This is a genomic window from Streptomyces sp. ISL-87 (assembly GCF_018614095.1).
Classification (GTDB): Bacteria; Actinomycetota; Actinomycetes; order Streptomycetales; family Streptomycetaceae; genus Streptomyces.
Map to the genome: position 1 here is coordinate 1 of NZ_JAGGOY010000125.1, position 26,367 is coordinate 26,367.

The following is a 26,367-nucleotide window of genomic DNA, read 5'->3' on the forward strand; positions in this document are numbered from 1 at the left end:
CGTAAACGCACCGGTGTTGCTGTGCCCGTTCTGCTGCCACCCCTCACAACGACCGTGTTTCGGCACCTACTGCCGGTCGCTCTTAGCCCATTCCGCCAGCAGGTTGAGGTGGTACAGCTCCTCGCTGGACTTCGTCTTGAACCTCCGGTCACCGATCACCGGGTCCATCTGGTCGCCGGTGCCCAGCAGCTCCACCAAGGTCCGGGCGTCCGCGAGAGTGATGCGGCCGGTCTGCGTCAATTTCCGTCCCGCGCCGATCCACCCGACCAACTCCCGCACCTGTCCCACGGTCTTTCCATGAGACTCGTCCACAACCGCTCCGTTCCGTGCCCTCGCCGCCTCGCCGAACCTACCCTCCCGCACCGCCGTCAGCAGTAGGGTGCTTCCGGTGAGCGAGTACCAGTACTACGAGTTTCAGGCCCTCGACCGGCCGCTGAGCGGCGACCAGCGGGAAGCACTGCGGAGCGTCTCCAACCGTGCCAGGATCACCGCCACCAGCTTCACCAACGAATACCACTGGGGCGACCTGCGGGGGAATCCGCGAAACCTGGTGGAGCGGTACTTCGACGCCCATCTGTACGTCGCCAGCTGGGGCACACGCCGGCTGATGCTCCGCCTGCCTCTACAGCGCCTGGCCCTGCGCAGCGTCCAACCGTACGGTCTCGGCCACCACGTCGAAACCTGGGCCACCCGAACCCACCTTCTCCTCGACCTGACCAGCGAGGACGAGGACGCCGACTGGGACGAGGGAGCCGACGATTCCCTGGCAGCAGTCATCGGCGTACGCGAGGAACTCGCCACCGGCGATATGCGGCCCCTCTATCTGGCGTGGCTCTCCGCCCTCTCTGCCCGGGAAGCCGAGGACGACGAGGACGACGAGGACGACGAGGACGACGAGGACGACGAGGACGACGAGGACGACGAGGACGACGAGGACGACGAGGACGACGAGGACGACGAGGACGACGAGGACGACGACGAAGAGGAGTACCAGTCCTCCCTGGAGCCTCCCGTCCCCGCCGGCCTGGGCGAACTCACGGCTCCGCAAAGCGCGCTCGCGGACTTCCTGCGCGTCGACACCGACCTGCTCACTGTCGCCGCACACAGCAGCACCGCGGCGCCGGAACCCGCGGCCCGTCTGACACGGAAGGAGCTCGCGCGACTCGTCTCCGCCCTCCCGAACGAGGAGAAGGACGCCCTACTGGTGCGCCTCGCCCTCGGCCCGGAACCCCACTTGCACAGCGAACTCGTGCACCGTCTGCGGGAAACTTCCGCCCCGGCGACCGCACCCGGTCGCCGGACCGCCGCCCGGCTGCTGGATGCGGCGCACACCCGCCGCGCCGAGCGCCACGGGCACGCCGAACGCGACCGGTTGCGAGCCCGCGCCACGCGCCTGACCGCACTCGCCGCCGAAGCGGACGTCATCTGGAACCAGGCCGAAGCACACATCGCCTCCAAGAAGACCAGTGCCTACGACGCGGCGGTCGCCCTCCTTCGTGACCTGCGCGATGCCTGCGCTCACGCCGGACACGGTGTCGATTTCCAGCAGCGTCTGGGGCTCCTGCGCGACACCTACCGGAGCCGGCCCGGCCTCATCCACCGTCTCGACAGTCACGGTCTCCGGTAACTCGGCCGCCGGCACGGAAGAAGACGGTCAGGCGTGGTTGACCGGGAGGACGTCCGGGGAGAGGGCGCCGACGTGGGCCGCGGCCGAGGTCATGCGGCGGCGGTGATGGCGGCGGCAGAGGACCTCGTAGCCGATCTCCTCCGCCGGGCGGTTCACGTCACCGACCACCACCTGGGCGCCTTCCACGACCATCTCCCCTCCCACCGTGCGGGCGTTGTGCGTGGCGCGGGCACCGCACCAGCAGAGGGCCTCCACCTGGAGCTGCTCCAGGCGGTCCGCCAACTCGATCAGGCTCTGCGAGCCCGGGAAGAGCTTCGTGCGGAAGTCCGTGGTGATGCCGAAGGCGAAGACGTCCAGGCCGAGGGCGTCCACGATCCGGGCCAACTGGTCGATCTGGTCGGGCTCCAGAAACTGAGCCTCGTCCACGATCACGTAGTCCGCCTTGCCACCCTTCGAGAGCATGCCCTCCGGCGCCTCGATCGCCTCCGTCACCAGACCCAGCCGGGACGACAGCTTGCCCTCCCCCGCCCGGTCGTCCCGCGTGAAGATCACGCCCTGAAGCCCCCGCGCGTCGCGGTTATGGGCAATCTGGAGCGCCAAAGTCCTATTGCTTGACCAACCTCCATCATCGGCACCGTCGGCACGCCCGCAGGTCCCGCCGGTCGTACGCGTGGCGTGGGACGGCTTCGAGCGCTGGCCCCGCATCGCTCCGTCCGGATTCACCACGGCGCGGACTTCGGCACGCGCCACCACCAGACGTGGGCTTGCGTCGCTCGGCCCCGCCCGGTGCGCAGCCACGGGTCGAGCGCTCCCGTCACGTCCTGGTCGGTGGCGGCCGCGAACCGGGCGTCCAGTGCGTCCAGAACACCCGCCAACTCCGCTCGCACCGCCTCCGGGAGGGAGGCCATCACCCCCGCCAGCGAGTCCCTGCCGTCGAGGTCGTTCTCATAGGCGCTGAACGGGTAGAACTCGTCCGGGCGGGGTCCCGATTCCAGGATCCGGCCCAGTCGCTCCCACGCCTCGAACCGCCGACGTACGGAATACACCGGCTCGGTGACCGCCTCCCGCCGCTCCGGGGACAGCCGGGCCCGTTCCACCTCCAGCCGCTCCGCGTCGACGGCGGCCACCGCCGCCCCCGCGGCAGGCGACAGTCGCGCCCACAAGGCGTCCGTCTCGGGGGTCCCGCTCATCCGTGCCTCACTCATTGATCTGTTCCAAGTAGTACTGGTAGCCGCGGTCCGGTTGCATAAAGGTGCCGTTCTCCCCTTCCCGAATGAGCATCGTGCCGGTCGACTCGTCCCACCAGGCCCAGCGAGGCGTGCCCGAAGGGGTACTGCGCATCTTCACCCCCGGGCTGTTGGTCATCATGTCTTCCAGGTGTTCCGGCACGTCCAGGTCGTCCACCCCGGGAATTCCGCGCTTCTTGATGTCGCCGTGTGCGGCGATCTTGTCCGCCAGCATGGGGAGGTTCCCCCCCTGGCTCGCCGGGTCCGGCTCCCCGATCTTGCATTCCGGGGCCAGCCCGAGGTAGTCGGTCCAGGTCAGCGGGTCGAGGACGTACGTGGCGGGGTTCGGCGCCGGGCCCAGGCCCAGCGGGTCCGGGCTGAGGTAGCGGGCGGTCTCGGGGTCGTAGGTGCGGAAGTAGTTGTGGTGCAGTCCGGTTTCGGGATCGTAGTACTGGCCCGGGAAGCGGAGCGGTGTGTACGCGGTCGCGTCACGGTTCCACGCGGTGGCGCCCCAGAGCGTGGCCCGAACACGCCAGGCGATTTCCCCGTTCTCGCCGACCAGTTCCTTCGGGGTGCCGATCAGATCCGTGACGATCGCGAAGAACCGCTCGTCCACCGTCTCCTGGGTGGCGTCGGCGACGATCCGCTCCGTCTGAGCCAGCGGATGCAGCCCGTTGTGGTCCCAGGAGACGACGACCGAACGGCCGTCCCGCTCGGGTTCCCCCGAGGCCGCGGCCGCCACGGCCGTGGTCTGCTCGCACAGGGTGCTCTCGTCCCACGTGAAGAGCGTTTCCTCCGCCACCCGGCCGTCGTCGGCCAGGCGCTGCTTCGACGTCCGCCGGCCCAGCGCGTCATGGCGGTAGCGCCAGCGCGTCCCGTCCGGGGTGACCACCCCGGTGAGCCTCCCGTCCGCGTCCCACGTGTAGCGCCAGATGTCCGGCTTGCGGGAGAGTCGCACCTTCCGGCGCAGGACCACGCGACCCCGGGCGTCGTGCTCGTAGCGCACCGCGCCCGCGCGGACGATGCGCGTGCCCTGGTACGCGCGCTCGCCGCGAGCCTCGGCGCCCGGGTGGCCGTCGGGCCAGGAGGCGGCGCACTGGTTGCCCGCCTCGTCGTAGGCGTACCGCTCCGTCCAGCCCTCCGCCCGGACGGCCGTGATCCGGCCCACCGCGTCCCGCTCGAAGGTCCTGGCGCCCCCCAGGGCGTCCTCGCTCCCCGCCAACCGGCCGTCGGCGCGGTACGTGTACCCCCGCCGCTGGAGAAGGGCGCCGTCACGCCCCACCACCTGCTGGCCCGTGATCCGGCCCAGCTCGTCGAGCTGGTCGAAGACGGTGGCCGCGGAGCCGACCGTGCGGGAGACCTCGCGGCCCGCCGCATCCCGGTCGAAGGCGACGGTGCGGCCCGACGTGGTGAGCGTGCTGCGCCGGCCGGCCGCGTCGAAGGCCCAGCGGCTCTCCGCTCCGCCCGGGGTGGTGCGTACCGCGCGCCGGTCCAGCTCGTCGTAGCCGTAGGTGAGGGTGCGGTCGTCGACGGTCTCGGACAGGAGACGGCCGTGGCGGTCCCTCAGCCGGGTCAGCCGGGTTCCGTCCGGTGACGTCGCGGCGGCCAGTTCGTCGAAGACGTCGTACTCGTACTCCGTGACACCGTCCGCGCTCTGCTTGCGGACGGTCTGGCCCAGCGGGTTGTACGCGAACGTGACCGGCTCGGCCCCGTCGTCGGCCCGCGACACCAGGCGTCCCGCCGCGTCGTATCCGTACGCGACCGTCCGTCCGTCGAAGTCCGATTCCGAGCGGAGCCGGCCAGCCGGATCGTAGGCGTAGTCCCACGACAGCCCCTGCGGGCCGGTCACCCGGGTCAGCCGCAGTTCGCCGTCGTAGTCGAACGCGTACCGCAGGCCGTCCGGCCCGGTCCTCGCCGAGAGCAGGTCGAAGTCGGTGTACTCGAAGAGGGTCCTGCCGCCCAGCGCGTCCGTACGGCTGAGGCAGTTGCCCTCACCGTCGTACGTCCACGACTGCTCGCTGCCGTCGGGGGCGATCCGGCGGGCCGGCCTGCCTTCCACCGTCCAGTCCATGCGCGTGACGGCGCCCAGCGGGTCGGTGAACCGCACGACCCGGCCGAAGGCGTCCCTCTCGAAGCGACTGACGGCGCCCAGCGGGTCCGTCACCCGGGAAGCCAGGCCGGAGCCGTCGCACTCGATGCGGGTGACTGCGCCAAGGGCGTCGGTCAGCGAGAGCAGCTGCCCGCGCTCGCCGTACTCGGCCGTCTTGGTGACTCCGCTGGGCGAGGTCAACGAAGTGCGGTTGCCCCGCTCGTCATAGGTCTGACGGAAGACCCGGCCGTCGTCGCCGACCACCTTCACCGGCAGGCCGAGATCGTCGTACTCCATCCTGCCCCGGCGCCCGTCCGGCCGGACGAGTTCCGTGAGCAGGCCCCGTGCGTCGTAGGTGCGCCGGGTGGTCAGGCCGAGCGCGTCCGTCTCCGCAAGCAGCCGGCCCTGCCGGTCGTACTCGTAGCGCACGGTGGCGCCCAGTTCGTCGATCCGGGCGACCACGCGGTAGGCGTCGTCGACCAGGTAGCGGCGGGTGTGGCCCGAGCCCGTGGTGGCGGCCGTCACGCGCAGCCCGGTCCCAGGGTCCGCCTCGGAGTACGCGAGAGTGAGGGCCATGTGGCCGGCGGCACCCCCTTCCGCGATGCAGCGGTCCCGCTCGTCGTAGGCGTAGTGGTACCTACGGTTGTTGGTGTCGGTCCAGGAGGTGATGCGGGAGCGCTCGTCGTAGGTGAAGCGCAGTGGCCGTCCGGAGGAGTTGACGACCTCGGTCAGGTTCCCGTCGGTGTACCCGTACGCCAGCACGCGTGGGCCGCCGGTGAGGTGCAGGGCGGTGATGCGGCCCTCGGCGGTCTCAAAGCGCAGGTGGTAGCCACCGGAATGGGCCATCCCCAGCGGCGTGCCCGCGTGGTCGTACTCAAAGGTGATGAGGTTGCCGTTGCGGTCTTCCAGCTGGGCGATGGGCGCGATGCCGTCGGCGTCCGGGTCGCCGTCGGGCGGGGTGAAGCGGCGTATGTGGCCGGTGGTGGGGTCGCTGAGCGTCCAGTCGCCGTCCGGGGTGCGCTCCAGCGGATGGCGGGGCGCGGAAGGGGACACCGGCAGGACGGCTATGCCGGGGGCGGGGTGCGGGTACGGGACGGAGAGGCCGTCCTCGGTGACGAGCACGACGCCTTCGGCATCGACCTCCAGGTGCTGGTCGACCGTCGATGCCCAGGTCGGACCGAACCAGCGGCCGCTCGCGTACCCCGATTCCGCGCGCCGGGTGAAGGCCAGCGGCAGGACGCCGGGCAGCACGATGTCGGTCTGCGGGAGGAACATCCGGCCCGAGGCCAGGTCGACGGGGTCGGTCCCGTCGCACCGCTTCTCGCAGTCGGGCCGTTCGCCCTTGTTCGGACCGTCCGCGTCGTTGCCGGTCCGGGCCGGGCCCTTGCGCTCCGCGGCCTTAAGGTCGTCGAGGTGTTTGGCGGCCGCGCCGGCCCTCTTCGCTGTGCCGAGGCCCTTGGAGCCGAGGAGGTCCGGGATGAATTTGCCGATGCCCTCGTTGGAGTCCTTCATGAACTCGTCGAGCATCTGCTTGCCCGCGCCCCACGGGTCGTTGGCCATGGTGAGCAGGCCCGTGACCGTCGAGTTGAGGTTCGTCCGGTACTCGGCGGGATGCGAGATGTTGTAGAAGTCCAACGGGTTCAGCGCGCGGGCAAAGTTGAGGGTGCCGGCCGTGCCCTTGATCACGCCGCCCAGGAAGTGGTTGCCGGCCAGTACGAAGTACTCCTGACCATCACCGAGCTGCTCGGCGTACGAGGGCTTCTTCGGGGCCTTGTCGCGGGCCGAGCAGACTGCCGTACGGGTCGTCTCCGCGACCTCGTTGCGCTGCTTGCGGGCGCTGGTGAGCTTTTCCTTGGCAGCGGAGACGAGGGGCTTTCCGGGGTCGTCGAAGTCATCGGACGGCCTCGGCGGCAGGTGGTCCTGCTTCGCCTTCACCGCAGCCTCGTAGGCGTCGGCCTGCTTGTTGTACGCGTTACGGGCGTCGGTGGAGACCTTGTTCGCGTGCTCGTAGTCCGCCAGGGCCTCCTTCGCCTGGCCCTGCGCCCACTCCACGGTCTCGGCGAAACGGCCCATCGCGTCGGCGGCCTTGCCGAAGGCCTCCGCTGCCTCGAACCAGCGGGGCGGCTCCTTGGCCACCGCCTCCCGGAAGGCGTCCGCGGACTTGCCCTTGAGGCCCTCGGGCTCCCCGATGCCCTTGAGGCCGTTGCCGACCTGATCGAAGGAGGCCTTGAAGTCGTTCAGGTGCGAGACCTGCTCGCGGATCTTGGCGACGCTGCCGTAGACCAGCTTCTTCGGGTCGTCGGTCTGGCCGAGCTCGAGTTCCTCCACGTCCGCGCCGAGCCGGTTGGCGGCGGAGCGGCTCTTGTCGCGGATCCAATCGCCGGCATCCTCCAGGCCGACCTTGTCCACTGCGCCGGCCGTCTTATTGCCGGCCCACTCGATGGCATCGCCGACCCCCTCGACAGCGTCCTCGGCCACGTCCTCGACCGAGTCGGGTATGTAGTCGCGCCATCCCATCAGTTACCGCCCCCGTCGCCGTTCGCCTGATCCAGCAGGTCCTTAAGCGAACCGATCCTGCCGCTGGAGGTCAGCGTGTCCTTGGTCTCCGACCAGTTCTTCTTGATGTCCTCGCCGCTCTTCTCGAACGACTCCGCGCTGTAGTCCGGCTTGTAGACATCAGCCCGCCAGATGTCGTCCCAGTCCTTCTTCTCGATATCGTCCTCACTGGCATGCGGATTGCCGTACGCGGCATTGGCGACCACCTTGAACGCCCCCTGCACGTACTGGTCCTCCTCCCACACCGTGCCAGCGGCAATGCCGAGGGACTGGGCGAGGGTGCTGGCATCCTGCACGAGGCTCCGCACGCCCCACTCCCATCGCTCGCAGAAGTCCTCGAAGTCGGTGGCCAGCCCTGCATGCCCGGCCTCCATCCCCGTCATCGACAAGTCACTGAGACCAGAACCCATGGACGCGCCTGCGGCATCCCCCGACTCACGCAGCTCCGAGATCGCCGCGCGCAGCCCGTCCTGAATGTTCTTGACCGCGGCAGGCGAGACCTCCAGGTCCCCATCGCCCGCCATCAGGCCACGCCCACAGCGTCGACGGCATACGCGTCGGGGACGATCCCCGCCACCGGCGGGAAGAGCATCGAACCGTCCTCGTCGGCCACGTTCACGGCTACCCCCGCCGGACCGTCGGCCATCGGGACCACCGCATCCACAAGCCGCGCACCCAGAATCGAAAGGTAAGGCCACTCCCGGTCCGCCTCCGCACGCGCCTCCGCAAAGCGGGCCAGCGCCTCTTCATCCGTGAACGCATACAGCCAACGAATCCCGCCCCTGACTGCGGACATCAGGCCGCCATGGGAACCGTCAGAGTCACTGAGACCGTTGGCGTCGGCGGCGAACGGAACGAGCAGCACAGCCCGTCGGAACTCACCCACCAACCGAGCCGGATCACCCCCGCCATCCCGGATGGCTGCTATCTCCCCGGTCAATTCCATGATCTTCATCCCCCAAGTGCTGGTCAGCGACCCAGAGGGAACCGTACCTTGGGTGATTGCGCCGCTTTCAGGGGGATCTCTGCCGTGCGACGTGGCGCCTACGGTCCGGCGCCAGGGGTTTGAGTTCATCGGCGAGTGGAAACGCACCTCCTGTTCGCAGGCGCCGTCCTGAACATCCGACACAACCGTGTGATCAGCAGGCTGTCCCCGAAGCGTGCGAAGTCCTCTTCCCAGATCGAGGGCTGCGGCGAAGACCACGTCATGCAGCGCTGATTTCCGCAAGATCAGTTGTGAGGCGCTTGGTTCCTCCCGATGCTCTGGTGTCATGGGCTGGCTGTGGGGCCCGCGCTCCCGCAGCTCGGATTGCCACACCGTGAGCGACCGCCTCCCCACAGTCCGCTCGGCCCAGAGTGGCGAGCTGGGGGACGGAACGCCGACGCAGAGCCTCTGCTCTTTGGTCAGGCATGCACGAGGGGAGGGGGATCGTCCGGACGTCGTCGAAGACGGTGCCCAGGATGGCGGGGGCGTCTTCCAGGGTGAAGCGGGCAGTGGGGTTTGCCGGGCGAAGCCCACCCGGCGCCTACCCCACCGGCATCACCGTGCCCGACGAAGTGATGGCCGCCCTGCCCCCTGACCGAGCACGAGTGGCACGGAACATGGAACTACACCCTGCACCCCCAACCGCCGACCCCGCCGCCCACTCCCCGTCACGAGGACCGCAGCCAGCCAGCCGACCGGGCCCCCGGCTGGCTGCACCATCCCGTGATCACCGGGATGCAGGCCCACGAGTTCGCCAGGCTCCTGACCGAGGCCGAGCAGTACATCCTCGACCATCCACCGATCAGCCTGCACCACAGCGGGCCCGGCGCCGCACCCTGCGCCGAGGCCCGCCCTCACTGTCCGACCGGCTCCTGGTCACCGTGATCCGACACCGCTGGAAGACCCAGGTCAGAGCACTTACCACCCTGCTGAGCTCACCGGCAAACGCAGTCGGCGACGCGACCCACGAGATCACCCCGGTCCTGGAAGGACTTGGCCACCCCGTCAAGTCCGCCCCGTCAAGTCCGCCCCGATTACGGCAGCCACCGCCCAGGACCTCGCGAACCTCATCGGGCTGACCAGACCCAAAAACGATCAGTAATTTATCGGCAGGTCCCTGGAGGCGGATGCCGAGAGGCTTTGCAGACCACCGCACAGTGAACCGGCCTATTCGGCCGACAACCCTCAGTCAGAGCCCACAGGCAGGACGTCCGGCGAGAGCGCGCCAGCGCGGACAGAACCGCTCGTCATACGGCGACGATGGTGACGCCGGCACAACACCTCGTAGCCGACCTCCGCAGCGGGGCTACTCACATCACCGACAACGACCTGCTCACCTTCCACCACCATCTCGCCGCCCACCGTGCGGGCATTGTGCGTAGCACGCGCCCCGCACCAGCACATCGCCTCCACCTGCAGCGTCTCAAGGCGGTCCGCCAGCTCGATCAGCCGCCGCGAGCCAGGGAAGAGCTTCGTGCGGAAGTCGGTGGTGATACCGAAGGAAAAGACATCCAGGCCCAAGTCATCCACGACCCGCGCCAATTGATCGATCTGCACCGGCTCCAGGAACTGCGCCTCGTCCACGATCAAGTAGTCGACCTTGCCGCCCTGCGACAGCCGGTCGACGACATAGGCATACAGATCCATGCCCTGCACCGCCTCGACCGCGTCGGTCACCAGCCCGAGCCTTGAAGAGAGCTTCCCCTCCCCCGCACGGTCATCCCGAGTGAAGTTCAGACCCTGCAGCCCCCTCGCCGACCGGTTGTGCGCAATCTGTAGAGCCAGAGTGCTCTTTCCGCAGTCCATCGTTCCGGAGAAGAACACCAGCTCGGGCATGGGAAGTACGGGACCTTTCGGGCGTGGGAGGGCAGGGCGGAAGGGGCGAGGGGTCAGGAGCGGATTTCGAGCAGCGGGACGAGCTGCTCGGCCGCGGTCATGGAGCCGTGCATTCCGGCGAGCGCCGACTCGTTGGGCTCGTTCCGGGAGGCAGTGATCGCGACATCGGCGTGGGCGGCCGCGACCACGTCGCCGATCCGCCCGAGGACGCGCTCGTCGCACTCTCCCGGTGTCCCGAACCAGCCCAGTTCCAGGGCCTCTTCACGGCTCGCGACCCAGAACCGGTCGCCGAGCACCTCGCGCCACACGGTCAGTACGTCGGCCTCGGCGCCCGGTACCGCGTACACGTGCCGGGCCCGGCCCTCGCCGCCCAGCAGGGCCACGCCCGCGCCCAGCTCCCAGTCCTCGTCGAAGTCGATCCGGGAGTCCTCGTCGAACGGGACGTCGACCATGCCGTGGTCTGCGGTCACATACAGCGCGGTACGGGGCGGCAGCTGCTCGGCGAGCCGCTGCACGAGCCGGTCGACGTACATCAGCTGGCCGCGCCAGGCGTCGGAGTCCACGCCGTGCCGGTGGCCGGCGCCGTCGAGTTCGCTGTAGTACGTGTACACGAGCGAGCGCTCCCCGGCGGCGAGCTGGATCGCCGCCAGGTCCATCCGCTCCTCGCCGGTCATCCGGCCGTGGAAGGTGCCGCCGCTCAGCGCGATCTTGGTGAGCGGGGTGCTCTGGAACGCGGGCGCGGACACCTGGGCGGTGTGCACCCCGGCGGCGTCGGCGAGCTGGAAGACCGTCGGGTACGGCTGCCAGGGCTTCGGCGGGGTCCACGGCTGCCAGCGGAGCTGGTTCATGAGCTCGCCGGAGGCGGGGTTGCGCACGGCGTACCCGGGCAGGCCGTGCCGGGCCGGCGGCAGACCCGTGCCCACCGAGGCCAGCGAGGTGGCGGTGGTCGCCGGGAAGCCCGCGGTGATCGGACGGCCGGTGCCGCCGCGCGAGGAACCGAGGAGGGAGGCCAGGTACGGGGCCTCGTCCGGGTGGGCCTTTATCTGCTCCCAGCCCATGCCGTCGACCAGGAACACGCAGTTCCGGTCGGACGGGGTCAGCTCGGCGATGCCGGCGGTGAGGCCGGGGACACCCTGGCCGGCCGCGAGGGTCGGCAGCAGATCGGAGAGCGAGCCGGTGCCGTAGTGCGGGACGGGGGCGCCGGCGAGATCCAGCAGCTCCGGCTCGTCCCAGTTCGGCGGGGCGGAGTAGGTCATCAGCGGGCGGAGCCGGCGGACGTGGCCGCGGTGGCCTCACTCAGCGCCTGGGCGAAGACCAGGGTCTGGCGGACCGCATCCGGGCCGTCGCCCGCCTCGCTGACCCGCAGGCTGAGGTCGTCGGCGGTGGAGTTGCCGGTGTAGCCGTGGTCGGAGTCGCAGTTCGGGTCGCCGCAGGCGGCGGGCTCCAGGTCGATCCGGGAGACCGCGCCCCAGCCGATGGTCAGCACGACCTCGCGGGGCAGGGTGCCGGGGGTGTACGACTCCGGGTTGGCGACGACGCGGCTGAGCACCACGGAGGAGATGCTGGCGAGCTTGACCGACTCGGTGGACGTGGTCGCGTACGGGGACGGGGACCCGGCGTCGGCAGCCTGCTCGTCGGTGTGGCTCACGATGAAGCGGTTGCCGGTGAGGACCAGGACGGTGACGTGGCGGCGGACCTCGTTGGAGTCGAAGGTGGTCTCCTGGTGGACCAGGTACGACGAGATCGGCTCACCGCCTACCGCGGCCTCCACGGCCTCGGCCACGAGGGCCGGGTAGTAGCCGCTGCGCTCGATCGCCGCGCGCAGCCCCTGGGTCGTCGTACCGGATTTCGCCATGGGGTCCATCCTAAGGCCCGCACGGGGCGCCTCGGGCTCCCGCGGCCGTCCTGTGACTCGTCCTAGTAGCTGGGGAGCGTGCGCGGGCCGAGGTCGGTGCGGGCGGGCGGGTGGGCGATGCGGACGGCGGCGCTCAGGACGGAGAGCCCCTCGGTGGCGACGACGACGGGTTCCAGGGAGACGCCGACCACCTCGGGGTGGTCGTCGACCAGGCGGGAGAGCCGCAGGAGCAGCTCCTCCAGGGCGGGGGTGTCGACGGGGTCGGTGCCGCGCCAGCCGAAGAGGAGGGGTGCGGTGCGGATGGACCGGATCAGGGCGGCCACGTCGCGGTCGGTGGCCGGGACGAGGCGGTGGGCGGTGTCGCCGAGCAGCTCGGACGCGACGCCGGCCAGCCCGAAGGAGAGGACGGCGCCGGCGGCGGGGTCGATGACGGAGCGGACCACGGTGTCGACCCCGCGGGGGACCATGGACTGGACGACGGGGAGCAGCTCGGCGGGCTTGCCGTGGGCCTCGGTGAGCTCGTCGTACGCGCGGCGCAGCTCGGCCTCGGTGGTGAGGTCCAGCCGTACGCCGCCCAGGTCCGCGCGGTGGCGCAGGTGCGGGGCGGTGGTCTTGAGGGCCACGGGGTAGCCGAGGGCCGCCGCGGCCCGGGCCGCGGCGTCGGGGGTGGGGGCGGGGAGAACGGGGAGCACCCGGATCCCGTACCGGCCGAGCAGGGTGTGGGCGTCGGTGTCCTCCAGGGTGACCACGGCCGCGCGGTCGACGGGGGCCAGCAGGCGGGCCAGCTGAGCGGCGGCGCCGCTCTCGTCGAGGTCGTCGTACGCGGGCACCTGTCCGGCCTCGGCGTTGGCCCGCCGCCACTGGCCGTACCGGACGGCCTCGGCGACGGCCCTGACGGCCCGCTCGGCGGCGGGATACGCCGGAATCCTGGCCGGCGCCGTGGCCTGGTCGGGGTCCCCCGCAGGGGGCTCGCCTTCGCCGCGCCCCGTTCTCAGCCCGTCCGGCGTTCGAGGACCGGTGTCTGGGGCGGAGTCCCGGTTTCGGGGAGGGGCGGGGTGGTGGACGGCTCCCGCAGGGGCGGTCGCGGCGGAGAGCGCGTCCGCCAGCGCACCCAGCTCGACGTGGACCACGGCCACCGGCTTGCCGGGGTACGCCGCCGCGGCTGCCCGCAGCGCATCGGCGAGGTCATCCGCCAGCGCGTGCTCGCTCACCCACGGGATCGCCGTCACGATGACCGCGTCGTTCTCCGGTGACGCCAGTGCCTCGGTCAGCGCCGCCCGGAATTCCGCCGGCCCGGCGGCCGTCGTCAGGTCCAGGGGAGGCAGCGGGCGCAGGCGTTCCGTGAGACAGGCGTCATACGTCAGCACCCCCAACGACTCCGAGTTCCCGAGGATCGCCACCCGCGGTCCGGCCGGCAGCGGCTGCCCCGCGAGCAGCAGGCCGACGTCCACCAGCTCCGTGACCGTGTCGACCCGGATGACGCCGGCCTGCCGCAGCAGCGCCGAGACGGTGCCGTCCGAGAGCCGGGTCCCGGGGACCACGTGCCCGGCCGGGGTGTGCCGGCCGCCCTTCGCCACCACCACCGGCTTCACCGCCGCGGTGCGCCGCGCGAGCCGGGTGAACTTCCTCGGGTTGCCCAGGGTTTCCAGGTAGAGCAGTGCGACATCCGTCGCCTCGTCCTCGTACCAGTACTGGAGGATGTCGTTGCCCGAGACGTCAGCCCGGTTGCCCGCCGAGACGAACGAGGAGAGGCCCTCGCCGCGCCGCACGAGCGCCGACAACAGGGCGATCCCGATCGCGCCGGACTGGGTGAACAGGCCGATCCGCCCGCGGTCCGGCGCCGGCGCCGGGGCCAGCGAGGCGTTCAACTCCACCTCCGGGGCGGTGTTGATCACCCCGAAGGCGTTCGGGCCGATCAGCCGGATCCCGTACGAGCGCACCTGGCGCACCAGTTCGCGCTGCCGGTCCAGTCCCTCCGGGCCGCTCTCCCCGTATCCCGCGGAGAGGACGACCAGCCCCTGCACCCCGTGTTCGCCGCAGGCCGCGACGACTTCCGGGACCCGCTCGGCGGGGACCGCGACGACCGCGAGGTCGACGGGGGCGCCGATGTCGCGAAGCGCGCGGTAGGCCCGTACGCCGTCCAGCAGGTCCGCAGAGACGGCCTCGTTGACGGCGTAGAGGTGCCCGTGGAAGCCGCTGTCGCGCAGGTTCCGCAGCGCGGCCGCGCCCATGCCCGCGCCGGAGCGGCTGACTCCGATCACCGCGACCGAGCCGGGGGCCAGCAGCCGCTGCACCGAGCGGGCTTCGGCGCGCTGTTCGCGGGCGCGCTGCACGGCGAGGGATTCGGCGGTGGGTTCGAGGTCGAGGGTGAGGCGGACGGCGCCGTCCTCGAAGCTGCGCCTCTGCTGGTAGCCGGCGTCCGTGAACACCTTGATCATCTTTGAGTTGGCGGGCAGCACCTCGGCGGCGAACCTGCGGATGCCGCGCTCCCGGGCCACCGCGCCGATGTGTTCGAGCAGTGCGGAGGCGACGCCTCGGCCCTGGTGGGCGTCCTGGACGAGGAAGGCGACCTCGGCCTCGTCGGCGGGGCCGGAGGCGGGCCGGCCGTCGGCGCCGATCCGGTCGTAGCGGACGGTGCCGATGAACTCCCCGCCGATGGTGGCGGCGAGGCCGACCCGGTCCACGTAGTCGTGGTGCGTGAAGCGGTGCACGTCGCGGTCGGAGAGCCGCGGGTACGGGGCGAAGAACCGGTAGTACTTCGACTCGTCGGAGACCTGTTCGTAGAAGCTGACCAGCCGCTCGGCGTCCTCGGTGGTGATGGGCCGGATCCGGGCGGTGCCGCCGTCGCGCAGCACGACGTCCGCTTCCCAGTGGGCCGGGTACGAGGGGTCCGACGCGGTGGTCATGGGGCCACCCTAAGGCCAGGACCGGCCGGACGGTGCTCGCGCGGCGCATGGGACAAGCTGGGGCAATTCAGTGCAAGCTGGGGAAGGTCGAACGGCGGCAGATTGGGGCCGAAGGTCGGTCGGAGCATTCCGGGTGCCGTGAGAGACTGGTCTAGACAACCGTAAGAACCCTGAAGGGCATCACCATGGCAGAGCGCCGCGTCAACGTCGGCTGGGCCGAGGGCCTGCACGCTCGTCCCGCCTCGATCTTCGTCCGGGCGACGACCGCTTCCGGCGTCCCGGTGACCATCTCGAAGGCCGGCGGCGACCCCGTCAACGCCGGTTCCATGCTGGCGGTTCTGGGCCTGGGCGCCCAGGGCGGCGAGGAGATCGTCCTCGCCTCCGAGGCCGTCGGTGCGGAGGCCGCGCTGGACCGCCTCGCGAAGCTGGTCGCCGAGGGCCTCGAGGAGCTCCCGGAGACCGTCTGATCCCCTCGGGTTCAGGTTCGGGCCGTGGCCCCCGGGAATACCGGGAGCCACGGCTCAGCTGTTTCAGGCTAAATTAAAAACAATCCGCGCAGGGGAAATCGGCACGGCTCCGGGAATAACGGGACCGCGCGAATATCGGTCCTTTGTATACGGCTCTTGTTAATGCGAGCCGCTCGACATGTTTACGGCAGGTTGCGAAGTCCTCACCCGCATCCGGTGCGCGCCGGCCGCCCGGTCCGCGTGGATCGCGGTGAGCGCCCTGGCCCGTTCGGCGTCGCCGCGCGCCACCGCGTCCACGATCGCGCCGTGCTCCGCCCAGGACTCCACGGGACGCGCCGGGGCCTCCACCGCGTACATCCAGGCGATCTTGTGCCGCATCTGGGTCAGCAGCGCGATCAGCCCGGGGCTGCCGGAGGCCTGGGCCAGCGTCTCGTGGAACCAGCCGCCCAGGGACCGAAGATCCTCCCCCTGGCCCCGCCTTGCCCGCTCCTGGCCCAGCCTGACCAGGCCGCGCAGCACCTTCAGGTGGGCCTCGGTACGCCGGCGGGCGGCGCGGGCGGCCGCCAGCGGCTCCAGCAGCATCCGGAGCTCCAGGAGGTCGGCGGCCTCCTGCTCGGTCGGCTCGGCCACGCAGGCACCCGCGTGCCGGCGCGTGGTGACGAACCCCTCGGACTCCAGGGTCCGCAGCGCCTCGCGGACCGGGACGCGCGAGACCCCGTAGCGCCGGGCCAGCACCTCCTCGGTCAGCCTGCTGCCCGGCCCGAAGACACCGGAGACGATGTCGTCGCGAATTGCTGTGCATACCGCGTGCGCAGGAATACGCAAGACCGGACCTCCGCCTATTTCCAACTATCGACTGAACGTGCTGCTGCGACTCTATTGCAACACACGATAATTTCCGATGACGGCCGGATATCCGAAATGTTTACAGCCACACGGAGAAGACCCCGGCTCGGGGAGCCGGGGCCTTCAGCGAAGCGGTGGGTGTGCGACGCGCTGCGGAATCAGAGGCTGACGTCGTGCGAGCGCAGGTACGCGACCGGGTCGATGTCCGAGCCGTACTCGGCGCCGGTGCGGGCCTCGAAGTGCAGGTGCGGGCCGCTGGAGTTGCCGGTGGAGCCCGACAGGCCGATCTGCTGGCCCGGGGTGACCTGCTCGCCGACGGAGACGCTCAGCGAGGACATGTGGCCGTACTGGGTGTAGGTGCCGTCGTTGTGCTTGATGACGACGTTGTTGCCGTACGCACCGCCCCAGCCCGCCTCCACGACGGTGCCCGCGCCCACGGCGTGGACCGAGGTGCCGGAGGCGGCGTGGAAGTCGATGCCCGTGTGGCTGCCGGAGGACCACATGCCGCCGCCCGCGTGGTACTGCGTGCTGACGTAGGAGCCCTCGACGGGGGCGACGAAGGTGTTGAGGCGCTTGCGCTCCGCCTCGCGGGCCGCACGCTCGGCGGCGTCGCGCTCGGCCTTCGCCTTGGCCTCGGCCAGGCGCTTGGACTCGGCGGCACGCTGCTGCGCCTCGGCCTCGGCCTGCGCCTTGACGGCGGCGGCCTCGGCGGCGCGCTCCTGGGAGGCGGCCTGGGCCTCGATCTCGTCCTGGAGGTCCTCGGCGACGACAACGGCGTTCAGGCCGGTGTCCTCCATCGAGGGGGCCTTGCCGTCCGCGGCGAACGCGGGGGCGGCCAGGGAGCCGACGACACCAGTGGTGGCGAGGGCGGCGATGCCGGCATAACCGGCGGTCTTGCGGCTCAGACGACTGGAACCACGGTGCTTACCGGCGGCACGACTGCCAAACGCCATGAAGGGGTTGATCCTTTCCTTCCCTCTCGCCTACCGGGTTAGCTGACGGGTTCGGAGCAGGAAGGTCTCCTACGGGCCCCCTCTGGCGAGGCGGTCCGATTCACCCCAGGGACACATGTGGGTCCCCGGCTCCCCAGGCTCGCGCCTGACGGGGACTCGGCGATTGCTGTCCGGTGCCGCGGATGCGGCAGGTACAACTGACGAACAGCGCTCCCGACGCTAGGCGGATCATCCGTCAATCACCAAACAGAGTCGCGTTTTTGTTGCGTACGCCACACCACATACAAACAACCTCACCACTAAACAGACAAAAGGGGCCCCGGCAGACAAGCCGCCGGAGCCCCTTCGGTTTCAGGTCAGTTGGTGACGACGCTCACGGCGCCGATCCCGAGGGCCCGGACGGGCTCCTCGATCTGCGACGCGTCACCCACCAGCACGGTGACCAGCCGGTCCACCGGGAAGGCGTTGACGACGGCCGAAGTCGCCTCCACCGTGCCGGTTTCGGCCAGCCGTGCGTACAACTGCGCCTGGTAGTCGTCCGGGAGCTCCTGCTCGACCTGGTCGGCGAGCGTGCCGGCGACGGAGGCCGCGGTCTCGAACTTCAGCGGGGCCACGCCCACCAAGTTCTGCACCGCCACGTCCCGTTCGGCATCGGTCAGGCCGCCCTCCGCGAGGGTGCGCAGCACCTTCCAGAGGTCCTCCAGCGCCGGGCCGGTGTTGGGAGTGTCCACCGAGCCGCTGATGGCCAGCATGGAGGCGCCCTTGCCGTCGGCGGTGGAGCGCAGGACCTGACCGAAGGCGCGTACGCCGTAGGTGTACCCCTTCTCCTCGCGCAGCACCTTGTCCAGGCGCGAGGTGAGGGTGCCGCCGAGGCAGTACGTGCCGAGCACCTGGGCCGCCCACACGCGGTCGTGCCGGTCGGCCCCGATACGGCCGATCAGCAGCTGCGTCTGGACCGCGCCGGGCCGGTCCACGATGACCACGCGGCCGGTGTCGTCCGCCATCACCGGCGGCACCGGCAGGGGCTCGGCGGAGTTGCCCGTCCAGGTGCCCAGGGTGTCCGCGAGGACGGCGTCGAGGTCGATGCCGGTCAGGTCGCCGACGACCACCGCGGTGGCGGTGGCGGGGCGCACGTGGGCCTCGTAGAAGGCGCGTACGGCCCCGGAGTCGATACGGGCCACCGTGTCCTCGGTGCCCTGGCGCGGGCGGGACATCCGCAGGGTGGCCGGGAAGAGCTCCTTGGAGAGCTGCTTGGCGGCGCGGCGCTGCGGGTTGGCCAGCTCGTGCGGGATCTCGTCGAGCCGGTTGCGCACCAGCCGGTCGACCTCGCCGTCGGCGAAGGCGGGCGCTCGCAGCGCATCGGCGAGCAGGCCGAGGGCCTTTGCGAGACGGGAGGCCGGGACCTCCAGGGAGACCCGGATGCCCGGGTGGTCGGCGTGCGCGTCGAGGGTGGCGCCGCAGCGCTCCAGCTCGGCGGCGAACTCCTCGGCGGAGTGCTTGTCGGTGCCCTCGGACAGGGCGCGGGCCATGATCGTGGACACGCCGTCCAGGCCCTCGGGCTCGGCGTCCAGCGGTGCCGCGAGGTTGATCTCGACGGCGATGACCTGCTGGCCGGGGCGGTGGCAGCGCAGCAGGGTCAGGCCGTTGGGCAGCGAGCCGCGCTCGGGGGCGGGGAAGGCCCACGGCTTGGCCTCGCCGGCCTGCGGCTGCGGGTGGAGGGTCATCGTGACGGCTGCGGTGTCGCTCACTGCTCCGCCCCTTCGTTCTCGGTCTGCTCGGCGTGCTCTGCGTGCTCGTCGGCCTCCGCGGGAAGCGGCTCGTACACCAGCACCGCGCGGTTGTCGGGGCGCAGTCGGGCCGCGGCCACGGCCTGCACCTCCTCGGCGGTGATGTCGAGGACCCGCTGGACGGCGGTCAGCGCCAGCTGCGGATCGCCGTACAGCACCGCGAAGCGGCACAGTTCGTCCGCGCGGCCGGCCACGGTGCTCAGCCGGTCGAGCCACTCGCGCTCCAGCTGCGCCTGGGCGCGCTCCATCTCCTCGGCCGTGGGGCCCTCGGCGGCGAACCGGGCGAGCTCCTCGTCCACGGCCGCCTCGATGGAGGGCACCTCGACCCCGCTGGAGGTCTTCACGTCCAGCCAGCCCAGCGAGGGGGCGCCGGCGAGCCGCAGCATGCCGAAGCCCGCCGCGACGGCGCTCTGGTCTCGGCGTACCAGGCGGTTGTGCAGCCGCGAGGACTCGCCGCCGCCCAGGACGGTCAGCGCCACGTCGGCGGCGTCGCACTCACGGGTGCCGTCGTGCGGGAGCCGGTAGGCGGCCATCAGCGCGCGCGCCGGGACCTCCTCGATGATCTCCTCGCGAAGCTGCTCCCCCATGATCTCGGGCAGCGAGCCGTCGCGCGGCGGCTGCTTGCCGTCGTGCCCGGGGATGGTGCCGAAGTACTTCTCGATCCAGGCGAGCGTCTGCTCGGGATCGATGTCGCCGACAACCGACAGCACCGCGTTGTTGGGCGCGTAGTACGTACGGAAGAAGGCGCGCGCGTCCTCCAGCGAGGCCGCGTCCAGGTCGGCCATCGAGCCGATCGGCGTGTGGTGGTACGGGTGGCCCTCGGGGTACGCGAGGGCGGTCAGCTTCTCGAAGGCCGTGCCGTACGGAACGTTGTCGTACCGCTGGCGGCGCTCGTTCTTGACGACGTCGCGCTGATTCTCCATGGACTCGTCGTCCAGGGCGGCCAGCAACGAGCCCATCCGGTCCGCCTCCAGCCAGAGCGCGAGCTCCAGCTGGTGGGCCGGCATGGTCTCGAAGTAGTTGGTGCGCTCGAAGCTGGTGGTTCCGTTCAGGGACCCGCCGGCGCCCTGGACCAGCTCGAAGTGTCCATTGCCCGGTACGCTCGCCGAGCCCTGGAACATCAGGTGCTCGAAGAGGTGAGCCAGGCCGGTTCGCCCCTTGACTTCGTGGCGCGAGCCGACGTCGTACCAGAGGCAGACCGCGGCGACCGGGGTCAGGTGGTCCTCGGAAAGCACCACGCGCAGGCCGTTGGCCAGCCGGTGCTCGGTCGCTGTCAGGCCGCCGGAGCCGGCCTGAGCTGTGGCCGTGTGACCCATGGGCATGTGGTCCCTTCGATCGCGATGCAGAGATTTCCGTCAGACCTGCCACTGTATGCAAGCGCGTCGGCCACCGGAGAAGTTCCCGGGTCTCACTCCCCCGCGGACTCCGTCCGGGGGGGAAGCCCCAGGGTCGGAGTCGGCGTTGTCGGTACCTCGGGCCACAATGGTCCGCGTCAACCCCAGCAGGACCCAGTCAGACCGCCAGCACACCCCATTCTTGGTTAAGGAGCCGCGCAGCGATGGCCCGCCGCAGCACGAAGACCCCGCCGCCGGAGGATTTCGAGGAGAAGATCCTCGACATCGACGTCGTCGACGAAATGCAGGGCTCCTTCCTCGAGTACGCGTACTCGGTGATCTACTCCCGTGCCCTGCCCGACGCCCGGGACGGCTTGAAGCCGGTGCACCGGCGCATCGTCTACCAGATGAACGAGATGGGCCTGCGCCCCGACCGCGGCTATGTGAAGTGCGCCCGCGTCGTCGGCGAGGTCATGGGCAAGCTGCATCCGCACGGCGACGCGTCGATCTACGACGCCCTCGTGCGCATGGCCCAGCCCTTCTCGATGAGGCTGCCGCTGGTCGACGGCCACGGCAACTTCGGCTCGCTCGGCAACGACGACCCGCCCGCCGCGATGCGTTACACCGAGTGCAAGATGGCGGACGCCACGTCACTGATGACGGAGTCGATCGACGAGGACACCGTCGACTTCACCGCCAACTACGACGGCCAGGAGCGGGAGCCGGTGGCGCTGCCCGCCGCCTACCCGAACCTGCTGGTCAACGGCTCGTCCGGGATCGCGGTCGGCATGGCCACCAACATGCCCCCGCACAACCTGGGCGAGGTCATCGCCGCCGCCCGGCATCTGATCCGCTACCCGCAGGCAGACCTGGAGGCGCTGATGCGCTTCGTGCCGGGTCCCGACCTGCCGACCGGCGGGCGGATCGTCGGCCTCGCGGGCATCAAGGACGCCTACGAGAACGGCCGCGGCACCTTCAAGATCCGCGCGACGGTGGCGGTGGAGACGGTGACGGCGCGCCGCAAGGGCCTGGTCGTCACCGAACTGCCCTTCACGGTCGGCCCCGAGAAGGTCATCGCGAAGATCAAGGACCTGGTCGGCTCGAAGAAGCTCCAGGGCATCGCCGACGTCAAGGACCTCACCGACCGCGCGCACGGCCTGCGCCTGGTCATCGAGATCAAGAACGGCTTCCATCCGGAGGCCGTGCTGGAGCAGCTCTACAAGCTGACGCCGATGGAGGAGTCCTTCGGCATCAACAACGTCGCGCTGGTCGACGGGCAGCCGCTGACGCTCGGCCTCAAGGAGCTGCTGGAGGTCTACCTCGACCACCGTTTCGAGGTCGTGCGTCGGCGCAGCGAGTTCCGCCGGGGCAAGCGGCGCGACCGGCTGCACCTGGTCGAGGGCCTGCTGGTGGCCCTGCTCGACATCGACGAGGTCATCCGTCTCATCCGGGACAGCGACAACTCCGCGCAGGCCAAGGAGCGGCTGATCGAGCGCTTCTCGCTGAGCGAGATCCAGACCCAGTACATCCTGGACACCCCGCTGCGCCGGCTCACCCGCTTCGACCGGATCGAGCTGGAGTCCGAGCGCGACCGCCTCACCGGCGAGATCGACGAGCTGACCGGGATCCTGGACTCCGACACCGAGCTGCGCAAGCTGGTCTCCTCGGAACTGGCGGCGGTCGCGAAGAAGTTCGGCACCGAGCGGCGTACGGTCCTGCTGGAGTCGGCGGGCACGACGGTCGGGGCGGTTCCGCTGGAGGTCGCGGACGACCCCTGCCGGGTACTGCTGTCCTCGACGGGCCTGCTGGCGCGTACCGTGACCGGTGAACCACTGCCCGAGGCGGAGGGCGGCGCCCGAGCGAAGCACGACCTGATCGTGTCGCAGGTGGCGGCGACCGCCCGGGCCGACGTCGGCGCGGTCACCTCGTACGGGCGGCTGCTGCGGCTCGCGGTGATCGACCTGCCGCAGCTGCCGGACACCCATGCCGCACCGAATCTGGCCGGCGGGGCCCCGGTTTCGGAGTTCCTCTCCGGGCTGGAGGCGGACGAGAAGGTGATCTGCCTGACCTCGCTGGACGAGTCCTCGCAGGGCCTTGCCCTGGGCACCGAGCAGGGCGTGGTCAAGCGGGTCGTACCGGACTACCCGGCGAACAAGGACGAGTTGGAGGTCATCACCCTCAAGGAGGGCGACCGGATCATCGGCGCGGTCGAGCTGCGGACGGGCGATGAGGACCTGGTCTTCATCACCGACGACGCCCAGCTGCTGCGGTACCCGGCGGGCCAGGTGCGCCCGCAGGGCCGCCCGGCGGGCGGTATGGCGGGCATCAAGCTCGCCGACGACGCCAAGGTGATCCACTTCTCGGCCGTCGACCCGGCCCGGGACGCCACGGTGTTCACGGTGGCGGGCTCGCACGGGACGCTCGACGATTCGGTGCTGTCCGCGAAGCTCACCCCGTTCGACCAGTACCCGCGCAAGGGCCGGGCCACGGGCGGCGTGCGCTGCCAGCGGTTCCTGAAGGGCGAGGACCTGCTGGTGCTGGCCTGGGCGGGCAACGCACCGGTCCGCGCGGCGGCGGCGAACGGCACTCCGGCCGAGCTGCCGGCCGTGGACCCGCGCCGGGACGGTTCGGGGACGGCGCTGCCCGCGGCCGTCGCCGCTCTGGCGGGGGGCGCGCTGTAGGACGTACGAGGCATTCAGGTGGTACGCCGGGCGGGGGACGTACCACCTGAATGGCGACTAGTGTTTTCCCTCTTGGCACTTGCGGGTGGGCGGGGGAACAGAGCTGATGATTCGTCGGTCGGGCGGATTGATCGGGGACTGGGCCGAGGCCCAGCGCCGGATGCAGCAGACACAGCTGATCCAGCAGCGCGAGGCGGAGCGCCGGCAGCGGGCGTACGAGCGGGACGCGGCCCGGGGTCAGCGGGAGCAGCAGGCCGCGTACCGGCAGCACCGCGAGGCCGAGGCGCGTCGGCGCACGGAGCTGATCGAGGCGGAAGTCGCCCGCCTGCAGGGGCTGCTGGCCGCCGGCTGCCGGGCGCCGGCCTTCCGGATGTCCGCGCTGGTCCGGTCCGAGCGGCTCGAACCCTTCGACCCGGGCACACTGGCGCACCCCGTGCCGATGCCCCAGCTCCAGCAGTTCCAGCAGCAGAGCGGCTGGACGCTCGGCTCCAGCCGGCGGGCACAGGCGGAGCGGGAGGCACACGCCCGGTACACGCAGGCCTGGCAGGCGGCGCACGCCGCGGAGGCGGGGCGGCAGCGGCAACTGGCGGCGTACCGGCAGCAGTACGACCACTGGGCGGCCGAGCAGCTGGCCGCGGTCCGCCGGCACAACAGCGGGCTCACCGAGCTGGCGGGCGCCTTGCGCGGCGGGGGCGCCGAAGCCGCCGGAGCCGCCGTGGAGTACTTCTCGGCCGCCCTGTACGCCTCCACGGCCTGGCCCGAGGAGCTGCCGAGGCAGGTGGCGGCCGCGTACGACCCGGCGGCGCGGCAGCTGGTGCTGGACTGGGAGCTGCCGCGGTACGGGGTCGTGCCGGAGGCCAAGTCGGTCCGGTACATGCCGAGCACCGACCAGGACAAGGAGACGGCCCGGCCGGCCACGCAGCGGCGGGCGCTGTACCGGGACCTGCTGGCGCAGTGCGTGCTGCTGGTGCTGCGCGAGCTGTACGCGGCGGACGAGTTCGGCGCGCTGGACTCCGTGGTCGTCAACGGGTTCGTGGACGACCACGATCCGGTGACGGGCCGGGAGGCGCAGATCGTCCTGGCCACGGTGTCAGCGGCGCGCTCCGTCTTCTCCGAACTGCGCCTGGAGCAGGTGAGCGCAGTGGACTGCCTGGTGGACGGCTTGCGCGGCCAGTTGTCGGCGCGCCCCGACCAGCTGACGGCCGTACGGCCGGGGCGCAGGCCGGGCGAGGTCGGCGGGGCGGCCGGGGTGGTCACCCACGGCGGGGGCGTGGGCGCCGACGCCGACGGGGAGGACGAGCCGGACCTCTTCGCGATGGATCCCATCGAATTCGAGGGCCTGGTCGCGGAGCTGTTCCGGGCGATGGGCATGGAGGCGGTGACCACGCAGCGGTCGAACGACGGCGGGGTCGACGTCGAGGCGCTGGACCCGGCCCCGATCCGGGGCGGGCGGATCGTGGTGCAGGTCAAGCGCTACCGCAACACCGTGCCACCGACGGCGGTACGGGACCTGTACGGCACGGTCCAGGACGCGGGGGCCAACAAGGGCGTGCTGGTGACCACTTCGTCCTTCGGACCCGGGTCGTACACCTTTGCCAACGGCAAGCCGCTGGAGTTGGTTCCCGGTGTCGAGCTGGTGGAGCTGCTGCGCCAGTACGGCCTGCGGGGCCGGCTGGGCGGTGGTGGTGGCGCCCGCGCGGGCGTCTCCGGCCAGCGGACGACCGAACCGGCCGCTGCCATCGCCACGGCCCGGGACACGGCCCCGGACAGGGACACGGACACAGACACGGACCACAACGTACTGGGCATGTCCTGGTCGGGGTCCGTCGCGCTGGACGTGTGCGCGCTCGTCTGCGAGGGCGGCCGGGTGCTGAGCGAGGACCACTTCGTCTTCTTCAACAACCCGCGGACCCCGGACGGTTCGGTACGGGCCCGCTCCCGCTCGGCACCCGACAAGGCGGCGCTGGAGGTCACCTTCGACGCCCTGCCGCAGCCCGCCGACCGGCTGGTCCTCGTCGCCGCGATCGACCCGGAGGTCAATCCGCACGCCGATCTCGCCGGCTTCACCGACGCCCACATCCGCCTCCTCGGCGCGACCGGCGAGGAACTCGGCCGCCTGGAGGTCTCCGACGGCCGCGCCGGCGAAACCGCCCTGGTGCTCGGCTCGTTCCGGCGCCGCTCGAACGGTGACTGGGACTTCGTGATCGGCGGCAAGGGCTACCGCGGCGGCCTGGAGGACCTGCTGCGCGAGTATGGCGTCGAGGTGGCCTGAGCCCCGGGGTGCGTTCAGCGCCGCCGGATGTCCCGCACAACCGGGTTCAGCGTGCGGCGGTCCTGCCGGCTCCGGGCCGGCCGGCCGGGGTCCACGGGACAGTCGCTACCGATCCACCGGCTGGGCATCGGCATCGTCGTCCACCCCGTCCACCCCGTCCACCCCGTCCACCCCGTCAGGCTCCGCGGGCTGGGCGACGTACCGCAGGATGCCCCACATGCTCTCCGGGCTGGTGTTCCGCGGTTCCGGCTCCCGGCAGGCCTCCAGCTCGCGGAGCAGTCCGGGGCCATCGGTGCCGGAGCCGATCAGGACGAGCTGGGTCAGCCGGGGTTCGCCCCGCCCCCAGGGACCGGGGGCGAAGCGGAGGAAGCGGCCGACCGCGTGGACCTCGTAGCGCTCCTCGTGGCCGGGGACGCCGAAGTAGACGAATCCCTTGATCCGGTAGAGCCCGGCCGGGCGGCGGTCGAGGAAGTCGATGAACCGGCGCGGGCTCAGAGCCTGCTCGGACACGAACTCCGCGCTCTCGTACGCCGTGTGGGCGTGGCCGCTGTGGTCGTCGTCCTCATCGCTGTGGCCGTCCTCATCGTTGTGGCCGTGCTCGTCGTTGTGGCCGTGCTCGTCGTTGTGGCCGTGCTCGTCGGCCTCCGCGAGCAGGTCCTCGAAGGAGAGCTGCCCACGGGTCTCCGTCCAGGGGCGGCGGTCGAAGAGCAGCTCCGGGTCGATCCGCCCGTGATCGGCGCCGATCACGGGTGTGCTCGGACCGCAGAGCGCGGCGAGCACCCCCTCGATACGGGCCCGCTCGGCCGGGTCCACCCGGTCGGTCTTGTTCAGCACGACCAGGTCGGCGACGGCCAGGTGCCGGTCGGTCTCCGGGTGTGCGGCCCGGGTGGCGTCGAACTCCGCCGCGTCCACGACCTGCACCATGCCAACACCGTTGCGTTTGGCCG

The 26,367-nt window shown here is 71.0% G+C and carries 20 protein-coding genes and 1 riboswitch; of the genes, 5 read left to right on the forward strand and 15 right to left on the reverse strand.

Annotation, left to right across the window (positions count from 1 at the left end):
- Positions 1-66 precede the first annotated feature (66 nt).
- On the reverse strand, positions 67-312 hold the full coding sequence (locus J7I97_RS35050) for a hypothetical protein (protein ID WP_251059465.1): 246 nt from the start codon (positions 310-312) through the stop codon (positions 67-69).
- Between the two features lie 76 nt (positions 313-388).
- On the opposite strand from J7I97_RS35050, the gene J7I97_RS35055 reads away from it, so the two are divergent.
- On the forward strand, positions 389-1,627 hold the full coding sequence (locus tag J7I97_RS35055; protein WP_214943756.1) for a hypothetical protein: 1,239 nt from the start codon (positions 389-391) through the stop codon (positions 1,625-1,627).
- Positions 1,628-1,654: 27 nt separating this feature from the next.
- On the opposite strand, the gene J7I97_RS35060 is transcribed toward J7I97_RS35055, so the two are convergent.
- From J7I97_RS35060 to J7I97_RS35080, 5 genes are all read right to left on the reverse strand, one after another.
- On the reverse strand, positions 1,655-2,227 hold the full coding sequence (locus J7I97_RS35060) for a thymidine kinase (protein ID WP_214943759.1): 573 nt from the start codon (positions 2,225-2,227) through the stop codon (positions 1,655-1,657).
- A 119-nt stretch (positions 2,228-2,346) separates the two neighbouring features.
- Positions 2,347-2,817: a hypothetical protein gene (locus J7I97_RS35065; protein WP_214943762.1), complete on the reverse strand. Its 471-nt coding sequence runs from the start codon at positions 2,815-2,817 to the stop codon at positions 2,347-2,349.
- A gap of 7 nt (positions 2,818-2,824) precedes the next feature.
- Positions 2,825-7,459, reverse strand: a complete 4,635-nt coding sequence (locus J7I97_RS35070; protein WP_251059466.1) for a putative T7SS-secreted protein — start codon at positions 7,457-7,459, stop codon at positions 2,825-2,827.
- Positions 7,459-8,022 carry a hypothetical protein gene (locus J7I97_RS35075; RefSeq protein ID WP_214943765.1) on the reverse strand — a complete coding sequence of 188 codons (564 nt, stop codon included), beginning with the start codon at positions 8,020-8,022 and terminating at the stop codon, positions 7,459-7,461. Before J7I97_RS35075 ends, J7I97_RS35070 begins: the two co-directional genes overlap by 1 nt.
- A complete protein-coding gene (locus J7I97_RS35080) occupies positions 8,022-8,444 on the reverse strand; it encodes an SseB family protein (protein WP_214943798.1) in 423 nt (140 codons plus the stop codon). Before J7I97_RS35080 ends, J7I97_RS35075 begins: the two co-directional genes overlap by 1 nt.
- 762 nt (positions 8,445-9,206) lie before the next feature.
- On the opposite strand from J7I97_RS35080, the gene J7I97_RS40535 reads away from it, so the two are divergent.
- A complete protein-coding gene (locus J7I97_RS40535; protein WP_374195539.1) occupies positions 9,207-9,368 on the forward strand; it encodes a hypothetical protein in 162 nt (53 codons plus the stop codon).
- A 300-nt stretch (positions 9,369-9,668) separates the two neighbouring features.
- Here the strand turns inward: J7I97_RS40535 and J7I97_RS35090 are convergent, their stop codons facing one another.
- Genes J7I97_RS35090 through J7I97_RS35105 form a run of 4 tightly spaced genes read right to left on the reverse strand, consistent with a single transcriptional unit; the run spans position 9,669 to position 15,080 of the window.
- On the reverse strand, positions 9,669-10,319 hold the full coding sequence (locus J7I97_RS35090) for a thymidine kinase (protein WP_214943768.1): 651 nt from the start codon (positions 10,317-10,319) through the stop codon (positions 9,669-9,671).
- 53 nt (positions 10,320-10,372) lie between these two features.
- Positions 10,373-11,575 (reverse strand): alkaline phosphatase family protein, encoded by a 1,203-nt coding sequence (locus tag J7I97_RS35095; protein WP_214943771.1) that lies wholly within the window; start codon positions 11,573-11,575, stop codon positions 10,373-10,375.
- A complete protein-coding gene (locus J7I97_RS35100; protein WP_214943774.1) occupies positions 11,575-12,183 on the reverse strand; it encodes a DUF5998 family protein in 609 nt (202 codons plus the stop codon). The genes J7I97_RS35095 and J7I97_RS35100 overlap by 1 nt, the downstream gene beginning before the upstream one ends.
- A 53-nt stretch (positions 12,184-12,236) precedes the next feature.
- Complete coding sequence (locus J7I97_RS35105) at positions 12,237-15,080, reverse strand: GNAT family N-acetyltransferase (RefSeq protein WP_214943777.1); 2,844 nt, start codon at positions 15,078-15,080, stop codon at positions 12,237-12,239.
- Positions 15,081-15,265: 185 nt separating this feature from the next.
- Here J7I97_RS35105 and J7I97_RS35110 point away from each other — a divergent pair, with 185 nt between their 5' ends.
- The gene (locus tag J7I97_RS35110; protein ID WP_214943780.1) at positions 15,266-15,547 is read left to right on the forward strand and encodes an HPr family phosphocarrier protein; all 282 of its coding nucleotides are present in this window, start codon (positions 15,266-15,268) and stop codon (positions 15,545-15,547) included.
- Positions 15,548-15,706: 159 nt separating this feature from the next.
- Here the strand turns inward: J7I97_RS35110 and J7I97_RS35115 are convergent, their stop codons facing one another.
- The 4 genes from J7I97_RS35115 to J7I97_RS35130 form a co-directional block, all read right to left on the reverse strand.
- A complete protein-coding gene (locus J7I97_RS35115; RefSeq protein WP_214943783.1) occupies positions 15,707-16,372 on the reverse strand; it encodes a GntR family transcriptional regulator in 666 nt (221 codons plus the stop codon).
- Between the two features lie 179 nt (positions 16,373-16,551).
- Positions 16,552-17,346, reverse strand: coding sequence for a M23 family metallopeptidase (locus J7I97_RS35120; protein WP_214943785.1), 795 nt, complete (start codon positions 17,344-17,346; stop codon positions 16,552-16,554).
- Between the two features lie 12 nt (positions 17,347-17,358).
- Positions 17,359-17,518, reverse strand: a riboswitch (cyclic di-AMP (ydaO/yuaA leader).
- Positions 17,519-17,702: 184 nt separating this feature from the next.
- Positions 17,703-19,070, reverse strand: coding sequence for a pitrilysin family protein (locus J7I97_RS35125; RefSeq protein WP_214943800.1), 1,368 nt, complete (start codon positions 19,068-19,070; stop codon positions 17,703-17,705).
- Between the two features lie 20 nt (positions 19,071-19,090).
- Complete coding sequence (locus J7I97_RS35130) at positions 19,091-20,449, reverse strand: pitrilysin family protein (RefSeq protein WP_214943787.1); 1,359 nt, start codon at positions 20,447-20,449, stop codon at positions 19,091-19,093.
- A 242-nt stretch (positions 20,450-20,691) separates the two neighbouring features.
- Here J7I97_RS35130 and J7I97_RS35135 point away from each other — a divergent pair, with 242 nt between their 5' ends.
- Both J7I97_RS35135 and J7I97_RS35140 read left to right on the forward strand, forming a co-directional pair.
- Positions 20,692-23,148: a DNA topoisomerase (ATP-hydrolyzing) subunit A gene (locus tag J7I97_RS35135; protein ID WP_214943789.1), complete on the forward strand. Its 2,457-nt coding sequence runs from the start codon at positions 20,692-20,694 to the stop codon at positions 23,146-23,148.
- A gap of 106 nt (positions 23,149-23,254) precedes the next feature.
- Entirely contained in the window at positions 23,255-25,420 is a 2,166-nt protein-coding gene (locus J7I97_RS35140; RefSeq protein ID WP_214943791.1) for a restriction endonuclease, read from the forward strand.
- A 105-nt stretch (positions 25,421-25,525) separates the two neighbouring features.
- Here J7I97_RS35140 and J7I97_RS35145 read toward each other — a convergent pair.
- Positions 25,526-26,367 (reverse strand): GTP-binding protein (locus tag J7I97_RS35145; protein ID WP_214943793.1); only part of this gene is annotated, 842 nt, incomplete at its 5' end.